The sequence below is a fragment of the Wolbachia endosymbiont (group A) of Udea olivalis genome (genome assembly GCF_964028365.1).
GTDB classification, from domain to species: Bacteria; Pseudomonadota; Alphaproteobacteria; order Rickettsiales; family Anaplasmataceae; genus Wolbachia; species Wolbachia pipientis.
The window spans coordinates 1,616,902-1,633,906 of the sequence record NZ_OZ034773.1; the positions used below are offsets into that span (position 1 = coordinate 1,616,902).

Below are 17,005 nucleotides of genomic sequence, written 5' to 3' on the forward strand. Positions count from 1 at the left end.
ATGATGGATATACTGAAATTAATAGTATTTTTGCCACTTTTTGGTTCACTATTTGCAGCACTTTTTAGAAAGGATGTTTTTGGTCAGTTAATTACAACGGCAGGGATTGGAATATCTGCAGTTTTATCTTGGTATGTTTTTCTTACCTTCTCTGAAAATTATCACTTGAGTTTATTTCCTTTATTTTCATTAAGCGTATTAAAAGTAAATTGGGCAATTAGTGTGGATGCTCTCTCATCCTTAATGCTGATTGTTATTACCACCGTTTCGCTGGTAGTGCATCTCTATTCTATCGGCTATATGGAGCATGGGAAGTCGAGGTTTTTTTCTTACCTATCGCTGTTCACATTTTGCATGATTGTGCTGGTTGTAAGCGATAATTTCGTGCAGCTTTTTTTTGGCTGGGAAGGAGTTGGCCTGTGTTCTTATTTACTCATAGGATTTTGGTTCCAAAAATATTCTGCAAATAATGCAGCAATTAAAGCATTTGTTGTGAATAGGGTAGGAGACTTTGCACTATTGATTGGAATCTTTCTTATTTATTATACATTTCACTCTTTGAAATTTACTGAAGTTTTTGACACAGCTGATCTTCTTGGCGCGCAGAACATTAGGGCATTCTGCTGTGAATTCAAAGTAATTCATATAATATGCATATTACTTTTTATTGGCTGTATGGGTAAATCTGCACAGCTTGGTTTACATGTTTGGTTGCCAGATGCAATGGAAGGGCCAACCCCTGTTTCTGCACTCATTCACGCAGCAACGATGGTAACAGCCGGTATATTTTTAATAGCAAAATGTTCTTCATTGTTTGAGTTATCAAATGTGGCACGAGAATTAATAGTTATCGTTGGTGCACTTACTGCTTTTTTTGCAGCCACCGTTGCGATTACTCAGAATGATATAAAAAAAATAATTGCTTATTCAACCTGCAGTCAACTTGGTTATATGTTCATGGCATGTGGGCTTTCTGCTTACAATGTTGCTATTTTTCATTTAATGACCCACGCTTTTTTTAAAGCTCTACTATTTCTTGGTGCTGGCAATGTGATTCATGCAATGCATCATGAGCAAAACATTCAGAAAATGGGAAATTGCTGGAAGAAAATCCCTTGCACTTACACTCTCATGTGGATTGGGTCTCTTGCGCTTTCTGGAATATTTCCATTTGCAGGTTTTTACTCAAAGGATTTGATAATTGAACATGCTTATAGCACGGATAGCTTTGCTTTTGTAATAAGCTTAGTTGTTGCATTCTTCACAGCGTTTTACTCTTGGAGGTTATTGCTTCTTGTGTTCCACAGCCAAAAACAAAGTAAAATTAATATACATGAAGCACAGAAGATTATGCTTATACCATTACTGATACTTGCTTTTGGATCGGTATTTTCTGGAGTGTGGGGAGCAAATATTTTGAACATAACTAGTAATGCGTTTTGGAAATCAAGTTTAGTGGTGGTTGATGAGCATGGAGTTCATAATTTCTTTATAAAACTACTGCCAACCTTGGCGAGCCTAAGTGGAATAGCACTTGCGTACCTAATTTACCAATATCAAGTAATTAGGCAAATTAAGAGTAAATTTTTACTTAAATTTTTGCAGAATAAATGGTACTTTGATGAGGTGTATGAGTTTGTTATAATTGTACCAATAAGGTTTATATCTAGGCTTCTATGGAAGTTTGATGTTAAGGCTATTGATTCATTTGGACCAAATGGTGTTGTAAGGTTGGTTAATAAATGTTCAAAAAGTTCTATAAAGTTGCAAACTGGTTATATATTTGATTATGCACTTATTATGTTTGTTACTTTAATAATCGGTGCTTTATATATTATTGGAATTAAATAGAAGGTGTTGTTACTTAGTATATTCTTGCTTCCACTGATAGGAGCGTTGATTTTATCCTTAATCAGGATTAATCATCAATCTATACACCTAAGATTCCTTGCCCTATTTTTTGCTGTACTTCCATTTTTGCTTAGCATTGTAGCTTGTATAGAATTTGATTATAACAATGCGGACTTTCAGTTTGTCAGCTACCCAATTAGAAATGTTGGAATAGGGATAGATGGTATATCGTTGCTTTTCCTTCTGCTTACAACTTTCTTGTTTGTAATTTGTATACTCTACAACTGCAAAATGAGTTATACGACCCTCAGTCCATATATGGCATTGTTTCTACTGCTTGAGAGTTTTGTAGTCGGTTTTTTCGTTTCACTGAATGCTATAAGCTTTTATGTGTTTTTTGAAGCTGTTTTAATACCAATGTTCTTTATTATTGGCATCTGGGGAGGAAAACACAGGGTATATGCAACGTTTAAGTTGTTTCTTTATACATTAACTGGCTCATTATTATTCCTACTTGGCTTGGTGTACATCTATAGCACTTTTGGGACGTTTAATATACAAAAATTAGCTACATTAGTGCCAAGTCTTGATCTTGAAGTGCAGTCATTGCTATGGATTGCATTTTTTATTTCTTTTGCAATAAAAGTACCGATGTTTCCATTTCACACTTGGCTTCCTGATGCGCATGTGCAATCACCAACTTCTGGATCTGTGATTTTAGCTGGCTTGCTTATTAAAATGGGGGGATATGGATTTTTAAGGTTTTCTATTCCAATGCTTCCTCAGGCAAGTTTGTATTTTTCAAATTTCGTTGTTGTGCTGAGCATTATTGCGGTAATATATGCTTCTCTAGTTGCGTTTGCTCAAGATGATATAAAGAAGTTAATAGCTTATTCTTCAATAGCACATATGGGGATCGTTACTGCTGGCCTCTTTTCATTTTGTGAGGAAGGAGTACTGGGTAGCATATTTCAAATGATTAGTCATGGCCTTATTTCTGCTGCTTTATTTTTGTGTGTTGGAATGCTATATACTCGAACTGGAACTTTGGAGATTGCAAAATATTTTGGCATAGTAAACACAATGCCAAAATTTGGTTTTATGTTCATTTTATTTTCAATGGCTTCAATAGGGCTACCTGGAACATCTGGATTCATAGGTGAGTTTTTGGCTATGGTTGGAATGTTTAAGAGCATAGGGTTTTTTACAGGATTTATCGCACTTGGCACTATTTTAAGCGCAGTTTATATGCTGAATTTATGTAAGCAAATAATATGGGGGGTTAGCTATTCTAAATTATTAAATAACCGCTTGGATAGCATAGAATTTTCTGTCTTAATTCTGCTTGCAGTGTTTGTTATTTTGCTTGGATTCTACCCAACCCTTGCACTGAATTATTTGAAGCCATGTATGGCAAATTTGTTAGTCAAATATAATGCGCTATGAATTATATACAGATATTGCCGGAAACGTTCTCTATTATCTCCTCGTTAGTGTTGCTGCTGCTTGGAATTATATTTAACCGCCGAACTATCAACTTATTAGCACTTGGCTGCACAGTGGTAACTTTGATTATTTTAATTATTTCGGCAGAAAACAATGAAATTTTTCTCTTTAATTCGTTGTTAAAACTCAATTTATACATCAGTTCAGCCCAAGGGTTAATTCTCAGCACAGGAATTTTAATACTTTTGATGCTGAATTTATCAAAATATGACTATAAATATGAATTTTCAATACTGATTCTTTTTGCGCTATTTGGCATGATAACTTTGGTTTCAGCAAATAGTCTGATTTCTTTTTATTTAGCTTTTGAGTTGATGAGTATATCTTTGTATGTTCTTGCGAGCTTTAATAAAGATTCAGCTTATTCATGTGAAGCAGGAGTGAAATATTTTACACTTAGTGCACTATCTTCCTGCATTATGCTATATGGAATGTCGCTGCTTTATGGATATACAGGACAAGTCAATTTCTCTGAGCTCGGTTCATTCTTGCAAAGCCATCAGATAACTTATGGAATAGTTTTTGGATTAGTCTTTATCCTAATTGGTTTGTGTTTCAAGCTTGCTATTGCTCCTTTTCATATGTGGGCTCCAGATGTCTATCAAGGTGCACCTACCATAGTAACTGCGTTTTTTTCTACAGCTCCAAAAGCTGCACTTGTAACATTTTTAATTCGATTGATGAATGAAGAGTTAGTAAATGTAAAAAGTTATGTTCAGCCTATTTTCTTATACGTTTCAGCATTGTCTGTGCTTATCTCAGCTTTTGGGGCCTTGCGTCAGCAAAACTTAAAAAGGCTGCTTGCTTACAGTTCAATTGGTCACATTGGTTTTATATTTGCTTCACTTTCTATTTTTACACAAGCAGGAACAGATAGTGCCTTAATGTATCTGGTGATATATATCATCACAAGCATAGGGCTATTCTCATATCTCGTACAAATTGACGATGACGATTGTGATATTGCAAATTTATCTGGTATAGGGAAGAAACGCCCAATTGTAGCATTTCATCTTTCTGTGCTGTTACTCTCGATGTCGGGAATACCTCCACTTGCAGGTTTTATCGCTAAATTTTTTATATTCAAAAGTTTAATAAATTCTGGCTTTATCAGCCTGTCCTTGATCCTTGTAATAGCGAGTGTGATATCATGCTACTATTATTTAAATATCATGAAAGTTATGTATTTTGATAAAGCTAGTGGTAATAAGGTTGCTTATTCTAAGGGTCTATTCATTATTACTTCAGTGGCTTCACTGATCAACCTCGTTCTTTTCTTGTACGTTTTACTCACTCATTGAACTAAAGGACTGACAAGGTGATCCCTGAGGGTTTTCATATTCATCATTACAAAGAAGTTTCAAGCACTAATAAAGAAGCGTTGGATTTAATTGGGAGAGGAATATCAAATGAAACCGTTATTATTGCCGATAAACAAACAGAGGGTAGAGGGCGCACTGGAAAAAACTGGATTTCTCCAGAGGGTAATTTTTATGCGAGTTTGGTAATAAACCTCTTTAACGATTATCTTAATGAAAGCCAGCTTTCGGTGTCATTCCAGCGCGTGACGCTGGAATCTAGAAAAAAAGAAGAATGGATCCCAGTGTCAAGCACTGGGATGACATCAGAGGGCATTGGGATGACAGAGAGGGGTTTGGTGAATAAAATTGCGGATGTCAGCAAATTAACAGAATTGACTTTTGTTACTGCTCTTGCTGTTGGAAATACTATACTGTCATTTATAAATGGTCTAAATCTCCAGTATAAATGGCCAAATGACATTCTAATCGATGGCAAGAAAATAAGTGGAATATTGCTTGAAAAAAGATCCAATTCGAATTGGCTCATTATAGGAATTGGAATTAATGTCAATCATGCACCACTTCCAGGAACAACGTGCATTAGCAATTACGGTGAGTCTGTGTCTAACATAGATCTACTAAAAAAATTAATAATAAATTTTAATAAGCTAAGAAAGCAATGGCTATTTGATGGGTTTTATGCTATAAGAGAAATGTGGTTAAAAAAAGCATTCAAAATGCATGAACAAATCAGTGTAAAGTTAGCTGACAAATTGTATGAAGGAATTTTTGCTGATATAGATAAAAGTGGTAAATTGGTGTTGCAGCAAAAGGATGGAAGCTTAATTTATTTTGATGCAGGTGAGTTATTTATTGGCAGTGCATTATGAATACATATGTAATTTTTGCTTACCTTATTAGTTTTACGTTGATTACCGGAGAACTGATTTTTACCATTTCTTGCTATATTAAAAGTAAAAAAATTCTAGAAAGCCTGAAAGATAATAATGAAGAAGAAACATAAGCGATTACTTATAACTTCAGGAATTTTCTGCTTTTTAAGCTGCATAGTCTTTTTTATTTTAACAACGCTCAAAGAAAATATCTCATTTTTCTATACAGTAAGTGAGGCAATAGTTTTACCAAATAGTCAAAAGCCAATCCATATTGGTGGAATGGTTGTTGAAGATAGTGTGATACGGAGCGAAAGTGAAGTAGTTTTTCAAATGACAGATTTTAACAAAAGCGTTGTGGTAAAATACCAGGGAATACTTCCACCAATGTTTTCAGAAAAAAGTGGTGTTGTTGTGCAAGGTAAAATGTTTGATAATAATACCTTTCTTGCAGATACGGTGTTTGCAAAACATGATGAGAACTATATGCCGAAAGTTTTAAAATAGATTCCTTAACCTGGCTGTATTGAAACGGTATGTAGAGAGAGTCACAGCCTGCTAGCAAGCTGTGACTTTCTTAACTACTATAATATATCATGGTGAGTTGGTGCTTCCCATTCATCTATGTTGTCATCACTAACCGTTCCTATTTTTAATTTTTCAACTTCTTCTCTTAGATTATTAAAGTTTTTTTCCAAAATTTCATAATTCTTACTAGTATCGATAACTACCTTGTCCAAATCATATAAATCCTTACTCAATTTATTCTGAACATAGTTTGCATTAAGCCTCAATTGGTAATCCAAGTCAGAAACAAATGTGTCGTTTAATTCTGTGATTAGTTTGTCTAGAACTTTGTGAACATAACCAACCGACGCATTCTTTTCTTTATTGCTCTCAAAAGATTTAGGCTTAATTTTGACTTCTATGTCATCTATTATTCTATATTCGTCTTCGACTATTCTTCCTATTGATTCATAGTCTTTTTCGCTTTCTTTTACACTGTAATTACTCATATTAACTCCTATAAAAAATTATACTTTTAAAATCAACTCAGCTACACTGAAATGGTATGTGGAAAGAGTAACAGCCTGTATCAGGCTGTTACTTTCCTAACTACTACAATATATCAGGATGGGTTGGTGCCTCCTCAGGTAACATACTATTTACCTTACCTGCTAACTCACTTAGATCTTTTTTTAATCCTGCATCATCGTTGCCTATAATATCTTCCAAACTTTTAACTTTAGCTTGCTCTTCTCCTAACATAATATTCAACCCACTAATAAGTTGTTCATTTATATTATTAACTAATGCATCAACTGCTTTTTTAACAGTATGACCACTTGCTGTTTTGCCAAGGTCTTGTATATCCTTATCAGTACCTGTCTTAAGTATAATAAGATCAAGAGCGCTTATAAGTTTTTCTTTATTACCAGTAGTAAAATTATCCTCATTTTGTACAAGGTTTTGCGAGTTCTTGCTCATATAAATTACCTCCATAAATTATTAAAGTTTAAATTATTTTTTAGTTTCACATGCAAACTGTTTTTTCTTTTAACTTATAAACATTAATTTATAAGTATCCAAGTTCGCACTAAACATCTATTACTGTAAATTCAGTATTAGTATCTTGAAAGACGTAAGGTGATAGATGTGCATTATCCCAATTTGCTTCACTTTGCTCAGGAAGCATCTGGTCAATCTTATCCATAAGCTCTCCTATCTTTCCATTTTGCTCTTCAAGTTTCTCTTTTAATGCATCAATAATAGCTTTAGACTGATCCTTACTGCCGAGATCACCAATCACAGCTGTCACTTTCTCATAAGGCAGTTTGTGAATGATATCTTTAAGCTCTTCTGCACCCACGTTATCCAAAAGTTCCTTAAACTGCTCATTAGACATATTGCGAGCAAAAGCTTGAAGTTTTTCTGGGTTGTTAGCTAAAGACTTAATGATAATCTGGATCCTATTAGAATCAGTTAAATCCTGAGCAATTATGCCAAGTTTATCATGATCAAGCTTATTAACTAAGTCTTTCAGTTGGTCTTCTTGCAGACTATTTACTAAAGCTTTCAACTGGTCACCTTCTAATTCTTTAGAAAGTATTGTCAAGTGGTGCTCAGCCAAGTCTTTTGCAAGCACTGTAAATTGTTCGTCATTTAAAGTTTTAATAAGTGCTTTGAACTGATCCACTTTTAAGTGAGGTAAAATTTCTTTTACTTGCTCTGGATTTAAGTCTCTAACTAGAGCTTCAAGCTGAGCATCATTTAAAATAGGAACAATTATTTGTAACTTTTCTGGATTTAGTTCCTGAGCAAGAGTTTGTAATTGGTGATTGGTTAGATGATCCACTAAAGCTTGGAGTTGTTCATCTGTTAAGTTCTTTGCTAAGGTCTGTAGTTGGCTTGAGCTCAGTTCAGGAATTATTTTTTGCAGTTGCTCGTTACTAAGAGTATTGGTAAGAGTTTTTAGTTGGTCGTCTGTTAGGCCCTGAATAAAAACTTTGGTAAACGTGCTTGATAGCAACAGTAGCACATCTCTTATATGTCTCTCACCGTAGTATAACATAATGTCTTGTAATACCTCATTGTCAGGTGAATCGATTATATTTCCTGCCTCGTCTGAAAAATAATATTTATTGTTGCCAGTATCTGAATCTTCCCATGTTACATATTTGTATTCCAATTTTTTTGATTTAATAGAACTGCTACACATAGTTTTGAAAGGCTGCACAAGTTCTCTTGTATATGATAACTTAGCCAACTCATTACCGTAATATACAAATGTATGGTTACTTTTTACATAATCTAAGTTAGAATCACTTTTATAATCTTTGGCTACCAGATTTCCTTCATTTTCTTCCTCCAGACATATGTAACTGTCTAGGCAAGAACTGCCGCAAAGTTTTATAGGTAATAAGCCTAGTGCTACATCGTTTTTATCATCCAGCGATACAAGCTCAACTTTTTTAATAGACATTGTAGGATCATAACCTTCAGGCCACTTTATCAATTTAGTCGGGGTTTTTCTAAACACCTCTTTTCCAGGTACCATCTTAAAAACATGCTTTTTTCCACTCATAGGCGTTACCAATAAATTAATTGTTAGTATTCTAACATTTATTGATTAATTTATTGTTAAGTTGGTATATATTACAATTGTAATAACCAACATTACTTGTGTAGAGAAAAGTTACGAAAAGAAATAGGGATTTTCAGGGAAGTAGTATAAAATCCTCATAGATTAAAATAAGCTGCTTTGACAGGTTTTGTGGCGGCTAGAGCTAATATAGACTGGTGGAGGCAAGCGGGATCGAACCGCTGACCTTCTGCGTGCAAAACAGATGCTCTACCAGCTGAGCTATACCCCCAGGTAATTCTTGCTTAAAGCATAAATCACTCAGGCTGAAATGCAAGAAATATTTATCTGTTAGGCTATTGCTAAATAGTGCACAAATTCTGCAGTTATGTACAATTCTCTATCTTTTTGTCTTCTCAGATTTTTACATCACACTATAAGCTTTGCCAAATGAATCTGTGAATTGAAAATTAACAAGAAGTTTTCCTTTAAAAATTTTTTAACTAAATTATCACTAACGCAGTATATTATATAATTTATTTAACCACACATGAAAATTTTAGTTTGATTAAAATGGATAAAAACTGTATTGATGTTTAGTATAGCTGAAAAATGAAATGATCCCGTAGCTCAGCCGGTAGAGCAACTGACTTTTAATCAGTGGGTCACGCGTTCGAATCGCGTCGGGATCACTCACAAATTTTGAAAAACATGCTAAAAGAACAAGACAAAATATTCACCAACCTAAATGGTAAAGAAACTCCACTACTTGAGGGTGCAAAAAAACGTGGTAGCTGGCAAAAAACAAAGGAGTTACTAGATTTAGGATCAGAAAAAATCATTGATGAAGTAAAGAAATCTGGTTTGAGAGGTCGAGGAGGTGCAGGATTTTCTACCGGCCTTAAGTGGAGCTTTATGCCCAAAAATCTTCCAAAAAAACAACCAACATATTTAGTAGTCAATGCAGATGAGTCAGAACCTGGTACATGTAAAGATAGAGATATATTGCGATATGAGCCACATAAGTTACTTGAGGGAATTCTCCTGGCCGGCAGAGCGATCAGCGCATCAGTTGCATATATTTATATCAGGGGTGAATTTTATAATGAATATTTAGTTCTAAAAAAGGCACTTGAGGAAGCCTATAAAGAAGGTTTAATTGGAAAAAATGCCTGCAAATCAGGCTATGATCTTGATGTGTTTATCCATAGGGGTGCAGGAGCTTACATATGTGGAGAAGAAACAGCTCAACTTGAATCAATTGAAGGAAAAAAGGGCTTTCCTCGCATGAAACCTCCATTTCCTGCAGGTGTTGGACTTTTTGGCTGCCCAACTACAATAAACAACGTTGAAACTATAGCCATGGTTCCAGATATTCTGAATCGCGGAGGAGAATGGTTTGCATCTCTTGGTAAACCAAATAATACTGGTACCAAGGTCTTTTGTATTTCAGGGCACGTAAACAACCCGTGTAATGTTGAAGAAGAGCTCGGAATTCCATTACGTGAATTGATTGAAAAATACGCAGGTGGAGTGCGAGGGGGTTGGGATAATTTACTTGCTGTAATACCTGGTGGGTCTTCAGTGCCATTAATTCCAAAATCTATATGCGATACTATTGAAATGGATTTTGATTCATTAAGAACTGCACAATCAGGGCTTGGTACTGCTGCTGTAATAGTGATGGATAAATCAACTGATATAATAGCTGCAATAGAGAGGTTATCACACTTTTATATGCATGAGTCCTGTGGGCAATGCACACCATGCCGTGAAGGTACTGGATGGATGTGGAGGATTATGAAGAGGATGGTGGCAGGAGATATTAAACCTGATGAAATAGATAAGCTGCTTGACCTTACAACTCAAATAGAAGGACATACAATTTGCGCGCTTGGCGATGCTGCAGCTTGGCCGATTCAAGGATTAATAAGACATTTTCGCCATGTTATCAAAGAGAGAGCGATAGTTTAACTCTACTTATACTTCTTAAGCCGTCTTGCTACTTAGCAACCAGAGCTAAAAAATATTGATTCCCTTCCCTTTTAGGTGCTAATTCTACCTTTGCGATATCTTCAGTGTCTCTAATTAGCCGTTCTAATTTTTCCAATCCAACTTCAGTGTTTATAAGCTCTCTGCCCTTAAATCTCATTGTAACTTTGATTTTATGTCCGTGGGCAAGTAAGTCTCTTGCTTGACGCAATTTTGTTCCGTAATCGTGATCACCAATATTGGGACCCAGTTTAATTTCTTTTATAGTTAATGTTTTTTGTTTCTTTTTTGCTTCACTTGCTTTCTTTTTTATATCATACTTTTGTTTGCTATAATCCAGTATTTTACATACTGGAGGAGTTGAATTAGGTGCAATTTCTACCAAGTCTAAACCAACACCCTGTGCAAGTTCCAAAGCTCGTTCTATTAGCACGATTCCGACCATTTCACCACTGTGATCAACTAAGCGTACCTCCTTAGCTGTGATGAATCCATTAATTCTGTTTTTATTGTTCTTTTTAACTTGCAAACTTTAACTCCCTTAATTCAAATTAATACTTTTTAACAGCGATTCATTAGCCTTTTCCAAAGAAAAAGACTCCTGTCTTTCCGATCCTAAATTTCTCACTGACACAGTTTTACTTGTAACTTCATTTTTGCCTACAATCCACAATATAGGAACCTTGTTTAGACTATGCAAACGTATCTTATAACTAATTTTTTCATTGGTCAAATCAGTCTTGACTCTCACACCTTGTTCTTTTAAGACATTGCTGATTTCTGTGGCGTAACCGTCAGCCTCATTTGTAATGGTCAGAATAGCAAGTTGCGTTGGAGCAAGCCAAACTGGAAATTTTCCTGCATAATTTTCTATCAAAATTCCAATAAAACGCTCAAAAGTCCCAAGAATTGCCCTATGTAGCATAACAGGGTGATGCTTGTGTCCATCTGCCCCTATATAAAAAGCTCCCAGACGTTCTGGTAAAATGAAATCAACTTGCAATGTTCCACATTGCCAGCTTCTGCCTATTGCATCTTTTAAAACAAACTCTAGCTTTGGACCATAAAATGCACCTTCACCAGGATTAAGTTTATAACTCAAGCCCGCTTCTTTAACGGCTTCAAGCAGCGCTTTTTCAGCTCTATCCCATACTTCATCATTACCTGCTCTAATACCTGGACGGTCTGAAAATTTCACAGAAATTTCATTGAACCCAAGCTCTGAATATACTTCTTTTAAAAGGTCACAAAACTTTATAGTCTCAGAATTCACTTGTTCTTCCATACAAAAAATGTGTGCATCGTCTTGCGTAAAACCACGCACTCGCATCAGTCCGTGCAATGAGCCTGAGCTTTCATTTCTATGGCATGTGCCAAACTCTGCCATACGTATTGGTAAATCACGATAGCTTCTGGTGTGAGAATTAAAAATCTGCACATGACAAGGACAATTCATGGGTTTTATTGCTAGCTTTTTGCTTTCAGATTCATCAACAATAAACATATTTTCACGAAACTTATCCCAATGTCCAGATTTTTCCCACAGCTCTTTGCTTACTAAAATAGGAGTTTTTACCTCAAAATAGCCATTATTTATTAGCTTCTTTCTGATGTAAGACTCAAGAACATTATATAGAATATATCCTTGTTCATGCCAAAAAACCTGCCCAACAGCTTCCTCTTGGATGTGAAATAAATCCATATCCTTGGCAATTTTGCGGTGATCACGTTTCTCTGCTTCTTTGAGACACTCAAGATAAGCGTTTAATTCATCCTTATTTCTCCATGCTGTGCCATATATTCGCTGCAACATTGGGCCCTTTGCATCACCTCGCCAGTATGCACCCGCTACTTTCATAAGTTTAAACGCTTTAACTCTGCCGGTTGATGGTGAGTGCGGACCACGACATAGGTCAATAAAATCACCTTGCCTATAAACAGTTAGGTTTTCACCCTCTGGTATGGATGAGATAATATCAACCTTATATTTTTCGCCTATACCACTAAAGAAATCAATTGCCTGCTTGCGAGTCCAAACTTCTCGAACAAATCTGTGGTTACTTTTTACAATCTCTTTCATTTTCTTTTCTATTGCGGTAAGATCGTCCGTAGTGAAGGTACGATCTGTAGCAAAATCATAGTAAAAACCGTCCTGAATTGTTGGGCCGATAGTAATCTGAGTATTAGGAAATAGCTCTTTCACTGCCTGCGCCATTATATGAGCAGCATCATGCCTTATTATATCTAAACCCGCTTCGTCACTCAGTTGTATTACCTCTATCTCTGTATCAGATTCAATTTCACGTGAGAGATCATATAACTCACCATTTACTTTCAATGCAACTGCTTCCTTTAAAACATTCGGCTGTAGTATATCAAAGCCAGTGACTTTACCACTGTATTCTTTTACTTTTTGTTCGGTTGAGAAAGTAATCCTAATCATTTATCGACCCTTTTGTCTAACCCTCTCTTTGTCATCCCAGTGCGTGACACTGGGATCCATCTTATTTTTATAATGGAAATTAGTTTAACGTATGCTCCTAAAATCTGTTGTCCATTGCACAATTTGCAAATATTTTTATACCTGGATCCCAGTGTCACGCACTGGGATGACACCTTTGTGTTTGAGGCAAAACAGGCCATAACATTTAACATACTGCCCTCGCAAACAAATGTTCGTACAGTTGTGTATCAGCTACTTGGATGACACCACCCCTAGTGGGCACTGCCCCTAAATCATAATGGATAACAGGGTTATAAGCTCTGAACATTAATAATAAGGTCTATTCTTTTTTAACCTGAGTGCAATTGCGTCTTCCCAAATTTCACCATTACGCAATAACTTTTCTTTATTGTACATTAGCTCCTCTCTCGTTTCAGTAGCAAATTCAAAGTTAGGACCCTCCACAATTGCATCAACTGGACATGCCTCTTGGCAAAGCCCGCAGTATATGCATTTTGTCATGTCAATATCATAGCGTGTGGTGCGACGACTACCGTCTTCTCTTTCCTCTGCTTCAATAACTATTGCTTGAGCAGGGCAGATAACTTCGCATAATTTACAAGCTATGCACCGTTCTTCACCGTTTGGATACCTACGCAACGCATGCTCACCACGAAACCTTGGACTTAAAGGGCCCTTCTCCATAGGATATCTTAACGTAACCTTTGGTTTGAACATATATTTCAATGTAATAGCAAACCCTTTGATTAACTCTGCAAAAGACCAATACCAAGCTAATTTCTTGAGCATAAAATATTTAAAACTTGTGTCAGTCATTATAAATCATATTATCAGTTTTCAAAATAAATATTTTCACCTGGGTGACTTTTACAGCTTTTCTATATAATACATTCACTAGTATGATAGTACTGCATTAATATAAACTAGCAAGATAGATAAAAATTTTGAATATTTTCAAATTAGGTATTTTGGTTTCTTAAGTGTAATATTGCTAAGTAGTTTATATAAATAATGACAAACACAAATGAAACTATTTTCGCTTTGTCGACCGTATTTGGTAAGTCAGGAGTTGCAGTAATCAGAATTTCAGGCAATTACGCGCTTAAAGCTTTAAATCATTTTCATATTAAGAAAGAAATTAAACCAAGATTTGCTACTTTAGTTGATCTATATGATGATTTCAATCAATTGATAGATAATGGAATAATCATCTATTTCCCTGCTCCAAACAGTTTCACTGGCGAGAATGTTATAGAGTTACAAGTGCATGGAAGTAAGGCAGTCATAAAAATCATCTTGGAGGAATTATCAAAAATTTTCGTTATGGCCAGGCCTGGAGAATTCTCACTTAGGGCTTTTCTAAATGGTAAATTTGACTTAACTCAAATAGAAGGAATTGCAGACTTAATTGACGCTGAGACGAAAATGCAAGCTAAACAAGCGATTAAGCAGATATCAGGAGAATTGGAGAGACTATACAGCAATTGGAGGCAAAGATTGATAACGATACAATCCAAAATCGAAGCATATATAGACTTTCCAGAGGACATTTGGGCAGAAAAAAGTGAGTTGGAAAAAATTAATAATGAAGTGCAATCTCTCGTGCGATTGATACAAGAGCATTTAAATGATAATAGACGGGGCGAAAGGTTGCGTGAGGGTTTACATATTGTAATAACTGGTAAACCAAATGTCGGTAAATCAACTCTGTTTAATTTCTTAGCCAAGCGTGATATTGCTATTGTTTCTGAATATGCAGGCACAACAAGAGATATACTTGAAGCTCATATTGACATTGGCGGATACCCAATCATTCTCTCTGATACTGCTGGAATTCGTGAGAGTTCAGATCCAATAGAATCAGAAGGTATAAGTCGAGCGAAAAAGAGGTCTTTTGAAGCTGATTTAAGAATAGAACTATTTCCTTTTGAACAGCGTCATAATATCAATTGCAACGTTGTAAATAGCGATACTATTTATGTATTGAGCAAAGCTGACGATGTTATCAATAATCACAATATAAAAATTAATGGCATAGATCTTTTACCCATTTCTATTCTAAAGGAAATAGGTACAAACAAATTGATCTCTCTCATAAAAGAGAAGGCAGAGGAAAAATTTGGGCATGATAGAGACACCCCTGTAATCACTCGGCAAAGACATAGGAATCACATGAAGAAAGCACTGGAACATTTACAACGTTTTAATATCGATAATCCAATTGAGTTGATATCTGAAGATTTGAGGCTTGCTGCATTTGAACTTGGTGCGGTGATTGGAATTATTGATGTTGAGGAAATATTGAGTAGTGTGTTTAGCAACTTTTGCGTGGGCAAGTAAAGCTTTTATAGATTGCTTAAAATCAAATGTTGTGATAGAAAAGAAATGGACGGATGGCCGAGCGGTTTAAGGCACCAGTCTTGAAAACTGACGTACGTGATGAGCGTACCATGGGTTCGAATCCCATTCCGTCCGCACAGCATCTCGCTATGCTAGCTGATTTTTAGAGCTTATTTGGACTATGTGGTTCATAACGCTGGAAATCTTGTCTAATCTAGCCACATCTTTTAAAAATACATCCCTTTGTAAATTGACCTTGTTAGCAAAGAAAGCTAATATCTATAAATAGATCACCATCTGAATATGAAAACCGATATAGTAATAATAGGTGCAGGACCTGTTGGAATATTCACTGCTTTTCAAGCGGGAATGCTTGATATGAAATGTCATATAATAGATGTTTTGGATCAAGCAGGAGGACAATGCACAGCTCTTTACCCAGAAAAGCCAATATATGATATACCTGGTTATCCTGTAATTACTGCCCAAAAATTAATTGAGCAGCTAATGGAGCAAGCTTCGCCATTTAAGCCTATTTACCATTTAAGTCAAAAAGTAGAAAAGATTTCGAATAACTGCGATCAAAGCTTTATTATCATAACTAATACAGGTACAGAGGTAAAATGCAAAGCCGTTATTGTTGCTGCAGGTAACGGAATGTTTGAACCTAACCGTCCGCCCTTGAATGGTATATTAGAATATGAAAATAAATCTGTATTTTACAGTGTAAATAAAATTTCTGATTTTCAGGATAAAACTATAGTCATTGCAGGGGGGGGTGATTCTGCGGCTGATTGGACTGTAGAACTTTCTAAAGTTGCGAAGAAAATTTATGTGATACATAGGAGAAAGGAATTTCGCTGCACTCCTGAAACTAGAAATAAATTAGAATCACTTGAAAGTGATGGAAAGATAGAACTGGTAGTGCCATATCAATTACACGAACTAGCAGGAGGTAATGGGCAATTGAGTACAGTGATAGTAAAAAACATTGCCTCTAAGGAAGAAAAAGAAATATCCGCTGATTTTTTGCTGCCATTTTTTGGATTGTCAATGAATCTTGGTCCAATAAACAATTGGGGTATACAGTTAGAACATAGCCGCATAGTTGTCGACCCAGCTACACTTAAAACCAGTAGAGATAGGATATATGCAATCGGAGATATAGCTATTTATTCAGGCAAACTAAAGTTAATATTAAGTGGTTTTGCTGAGAGTGCCATGGCTTGTCATGACATATACAAAGTAATCCACAATTCTCCAGTCAATTTTCAATACTCGACTTCGAAGGGAATTCACGGGAAAGAAAAACTTCCTTGACAAACCTCACCAGCTCCCTTATCATGAAACTGAAGCTATTGTATTTGCTTTCGCCAATCTGCAGATTAAAAGGTAAGGATTACTTAATGTATCGGCGTCTTATGTTCAATTTTTTGCAGTATATAGATACTGTATGTCTTTACAAAACTTCATCTACATCTAGATTTTTATCTAAATAAGCTGAACGCGCTTATAAAGCGTTACAAGACATCAAAAAATGCCAATACTCGACAGAGATAGTAAAAGACTAGCTAAC

At 35.6% G+C, this 17,005-nt stretch carries 16 protein-coding genes and 3 tRNA genes; 11 read left to right on the forward strand and 8 right to left on the reverse strand.

Annotated features, from left to right (window positions below; all coding sequences use genetic code 11):
- The 6 genes from nuoL to ccmE are packed head-to-tail and all read left to right on the forward strand — an operon-like array spanning nucleotide 1 to nucleotide 6,058.
- Nucleotides 1-1,851 carry an NADH-quinone oxidoreductase subunit L gene (gene nuoL / locus ABWU32_RS07610; protein ID WP_353278650.1) on the forward strand — a complete coding sequence of 617 codons (1,851 nt, stop codon included), beginning with the start codon at nucleotides 1-3 and terminating at the stop codon, nucleotides 1,849-1,851.
- Between the two features lie 3 nt (nucleotides 1,852-1,854).
- Nucleotides 1,855-3,297, forward strand: a complete 1,443-nt coding sequence (locus ABWU32_RS07615; protein ID WP_015589297.1) for a NuoM family protein — start codon at nucleotides 1,855-1,857, stop codon at nucleotides 3,295-3,297.
- Entirely contained in the window at nucleotides 3,294-4,658 is a 1,365-nt protein-coding gene (locus tag ABWU32_RS07620) for an NADH-quinone oxidoreductase subunit N (RefSeq protein ID WP_353278652.1), read from the forward strand. The genes ABWU32_RS07615 and ABWU32_RS07620 overlap by 4 nt, the downstream gene beginning before the upstream one ends.
- 17 nt (nucleotides 4,659-4,675) lie before the next feature.
- On the forward strand, nucleotides 4,676-5,548 hold the full coding sequence (locus ABWU32_RS07625) for a biotin--[acetyl-CoA-carboxylase] ligase (RefSeq protein WP_141456660.1): 873 nt from the start codon (nucleotides 4,676-4,678) through the stop codon (nucleotides 5,546-5,548).
- Nucleotides 5,545-5,682: a hypothetical protein gene (locus tag ABWU32_RS07630; RefSeq protein ID WP_167482792.1), complete on the forward strand. Its 138-nt coding sequence runs from the start codon at nucleotides 5,545-5,547 to the stop codon at nucleotides 5,680-5,682. The genes ABWU32_RS07625 and ABWU32_RS07630 overlap by 4 nt, the downstream gene beginning before the upstream one ends.
- Entirely contained in the window at nucleotides 5,666-6,058 is a 393-nt protein-coding gene (gene ccmE, locus ABWU32_RS07635) for a cytochrome c maturation protein CcmE (RefSeq protein WP_141456659.1), read from the forward strand. The genes ABWU32_RS07630 and ccmE overlap by 17 nt, the downstream gene beginning before the upstream one ends.
- Nucleotides 6,059-6,135: 77 nt before the next feature.
- Here ccmE and ABWU32_RS07640 read toward each other — a convergent pair whose 3' ends face one another.
- The 4 genes from ABWU32_RS07640 to ABWU32_RS07655 form a co-directional block, all read right to left on the reverse strand.
- The gene (locus ABWU32_RS07640) at nucleotides 6,136-6,567 is read right to left on the reverse strand and encodes a hypothetical protein (RefSeq protein ID WP_174516792.1); all 432 of its coding nucleotides are present in this window, start codon (nucleotides 6,565-6,567) and stop codon (nucleotides 6,136-6,138) included.
- Between the two features lie 103 nt (nucleotides 6,568-6,670).
- Nucleotides 6,671-7,039, reverse strand: a complete 369-nt coding sequence (locus tag ABWU32_RS07645; protein ID WP_015589302.1) for a hypothetical protein — start codon at nucleotides 7,037-7,039, stop codon at nucleotides 6,671-6,673.
- 109 nt (nucleotides 7,040-7,148) lie between these two features.
- Nucleotides 7,149-8,636 carry a magnesium transporter MgtE N-terminal domain-containing protein gene (locus ABWU32_RS07650; protein ID WP_015589303.1) on the reverse strand — a complete coding sequence of 496 codons (1,488 nt, stop codon included), beginning with the start codon at nucleotides 8,634-8,636 and terminating at the stop codon, nucleotides 7,149-7,151.
- 213 nt (nucleotides 8,637-8,849) lie between these two features.
- Nucleotides 8,850-8,925, reverse strand: a tRNA-Ala gene (locus ABWU32_RS07655).
- 327 nt (nucleotides 8,926-9,252) lie between these two features.
- On the opposite strand from ABWU32_RS07655, the gene ABWU32_RS07660 reads away from it, so the two are divergent.
- A tRNA-Lys gene (locus ABWU32_RS07660) sits at nucleotides 9,253-9,325 on the forward strand.
- A 19-nt stretch (nucleotides 9,326-9,344) separates the two neighbouring features.
- On the forward strand, nucleotides 9,345-10,607 hold the full coding sequence (nuoF, locus tag ABWU32_RS07665) for an NADH-quinone oxidoreductase subunit NuoF (protein WP_015589304.1): 1,263 nt from the start codon (nucleotides 9,345-9,347) through the stop codon (nucleotides 10,605-10,607).
- A 28-nt stretch (nucleotides 10,608-10,635) separates the two neighbouring features.
- Here the strand turns inward: nuoF and infC are convergent, their stop codons facing one another.
- From infC to nuoI, 4 genes are all read right to left on the reverse strand, one after another.
- Nucleotides 10,636-11,154, reverse strand: coding sequence for a translation initiation factor IF-3 (gene infC / locus ABWU32_RS07670; RefSeq protein WP_265027890.1), 519 nt, complete (start codon nucleotides 11,152-11,154; stop codon nucleotides 10,636-10,638).
- 12 nt (nucleotides 11,155-11,166) lie between these two features.
- Nucleotides 11,167-13,068 (reverse strand): threonine--tRNA ligase, encoded by a 1,902-nt coding sequence (thrS, locus tag ABWU32_RS07675; RefSeq protein ID WP_141456657.1) that lies wholly within the window; start codon nucleotides 13,066-13,068, stop codon nucleotides 11,167-11,169.
- A complete protein-coding gene (locus tag ABWU32_RS07680) occupies nucleotides 13,065-13,280 on the reverse strand; it encodes a hypothetical protein (RefSeq protein WP_141456656.1) in 216 nt (71 codons plus the stop codon). Before ABWU32_RS07680 ends, thrS begins: the two co-directional genes overlap by 4 nt.
- A 115-nt stretch (nucleotides 13,281-13,395) precedes the next feature.
- Nucleotides 13,396-13,878: an NADH-quinone oxidoreductase subunit NuoI gene (gene nuoI, locus ABWU32_RS07685; protein WP_041573606.1), complete on the reverse strand. Its 483-nt coding sequence runs from the start codon at nucleotides 13,876-13,878 to the stop codon at nucleotides 13,396-13,398.
- Between the two features lie 222 nt (nucleotides 13,879-14,100).
- Here nuoI and mnmE point away from each other — a divergent pair, with 222 nt between their 5' ends.
- From mnmE to ABWU32_RS07700, 3 genes are all read left to right on the forward strand, one after another.
- On the forward strand, nucleotides 14,101-15,429 hold the full coding sequence (gene mnmE, locus ABWU32_RS07690; RefSeq protein WP_015589308.1) for a tRNA uridine-5-carboxymethylaminomethyl(34) synthesis GTPase MnmE: 1,329 nt from the start codon (nucleotides 14,101-14,103) through the stop codon (nucleotides 15,427-15,429).
- Between the two features lie 47 nt (nucleotides 15,430-15,476).
- Nucleotides 15,477-15,564 (forward strand) — tRNA-Ser (locus ABWU32_RS07695).
- Nucleotides 15,565-15,732: 168 nt separating this feature from the next.
- Entirely contained in the window at nucleotides 15,733-16,749 is a 1,017-nt protein-coding gene (locus ABWU32_RS07700; protein WP_174516794.1) for an NAD(P)/FAD-dependent oxidoreductase, read from the forward strand.
- Nucleotides 16,750-17,005 lie beyond the last annotated feature (256 nt).

Bases quoted from the DNA above. Each gene is read 5' to 3' on its own strand.
- nuoL (WP_353278650.1), top strand. From the start codon at position 1: ATGATGGATATACTGAAATTAATAGTATTTTTGCCACTTTTTGGTTCA.
- ABWU32_RS07620 (WP_353278652.1), top strand. From the start codon at position 3,294: ATGAATTATATACAGATATTGCCGGAAACGTTCTCTATTATCTCCTCG.
- ABWU32_RS07630 (WP_167482792.1), top strand. From the start codon at position 5,545: ATGAATACATATGTAATTTTTGCTTACCTTATTAGTTTTACGTTGATT.
- ccmE (WP_141456659.1), top strand. From the start codon at position 5,666: ATGAAGAAGAAACATAAGCGATTACTTATAACTTCAGGAATTTTCTGC.
- ABWU32_RS07640 (WP_174516792.1), bottom strand. From the start codon at position 6,567: ATGAGTAATTACAGTGTAAAAGAAAGCGAAAAAGACTATGAATCAATA.
- ABWU32_RS07645 (WP_015589302.1), bottom strand. From the start codon at position 7,039: ATGAGCAAGAACTCGCAAAACCTTGTACAAAATGAGGATAATTTTACT.
- ABWU32_RS07650 (WP_015589303.1), bottom strand. From the start codon at position 8,636: ATGAGTGGAAAAAAGCATGTTTTTAAGATGGTACCTGGAAAAGAGGTG.
- nuoF (WP_015589304.1), top strand. From the start codon at position 9,345: ATGCTAAAAGAACAAGACAAAATATTCACCAACCTAAATGGTAAAGAA.
- thrS (WP_141456657.1), bottom strand. From the start codon at position 13,068: ATGATTAGGATTACTTTCTCAACCGAACAAAAAGTAAAAGAATACAGT.
- ABWU32_RS07680 (WP_141456656.1), bottom strand. From the start codon at position 13,280: ATGTTAAATGTTATGGCCTGTTTTGCCTCAAACACAAAGGTGTCATCC.
- nuoI (WP_041573606.1), bottom strand. From the start codon at position 13,878: ATGCTCAAGAAATTAGCTTGGTATTGGTCTTTTGCAGAGTTAATCAAA.
- mnmE (WP_015589308.1), top strand. From the start codon at position 14,101: ATGACAAACACAAATGAAACTATTTTCGCTTTGTCGACCGTATTTGGT.
- ABWU32_RS07700 (WP_174516794.1), top strand. From the start codon at position 15,733: ATGAAAACCGATATAGTAATAATAGGTGCAGGACCTGTTGGAATATTC.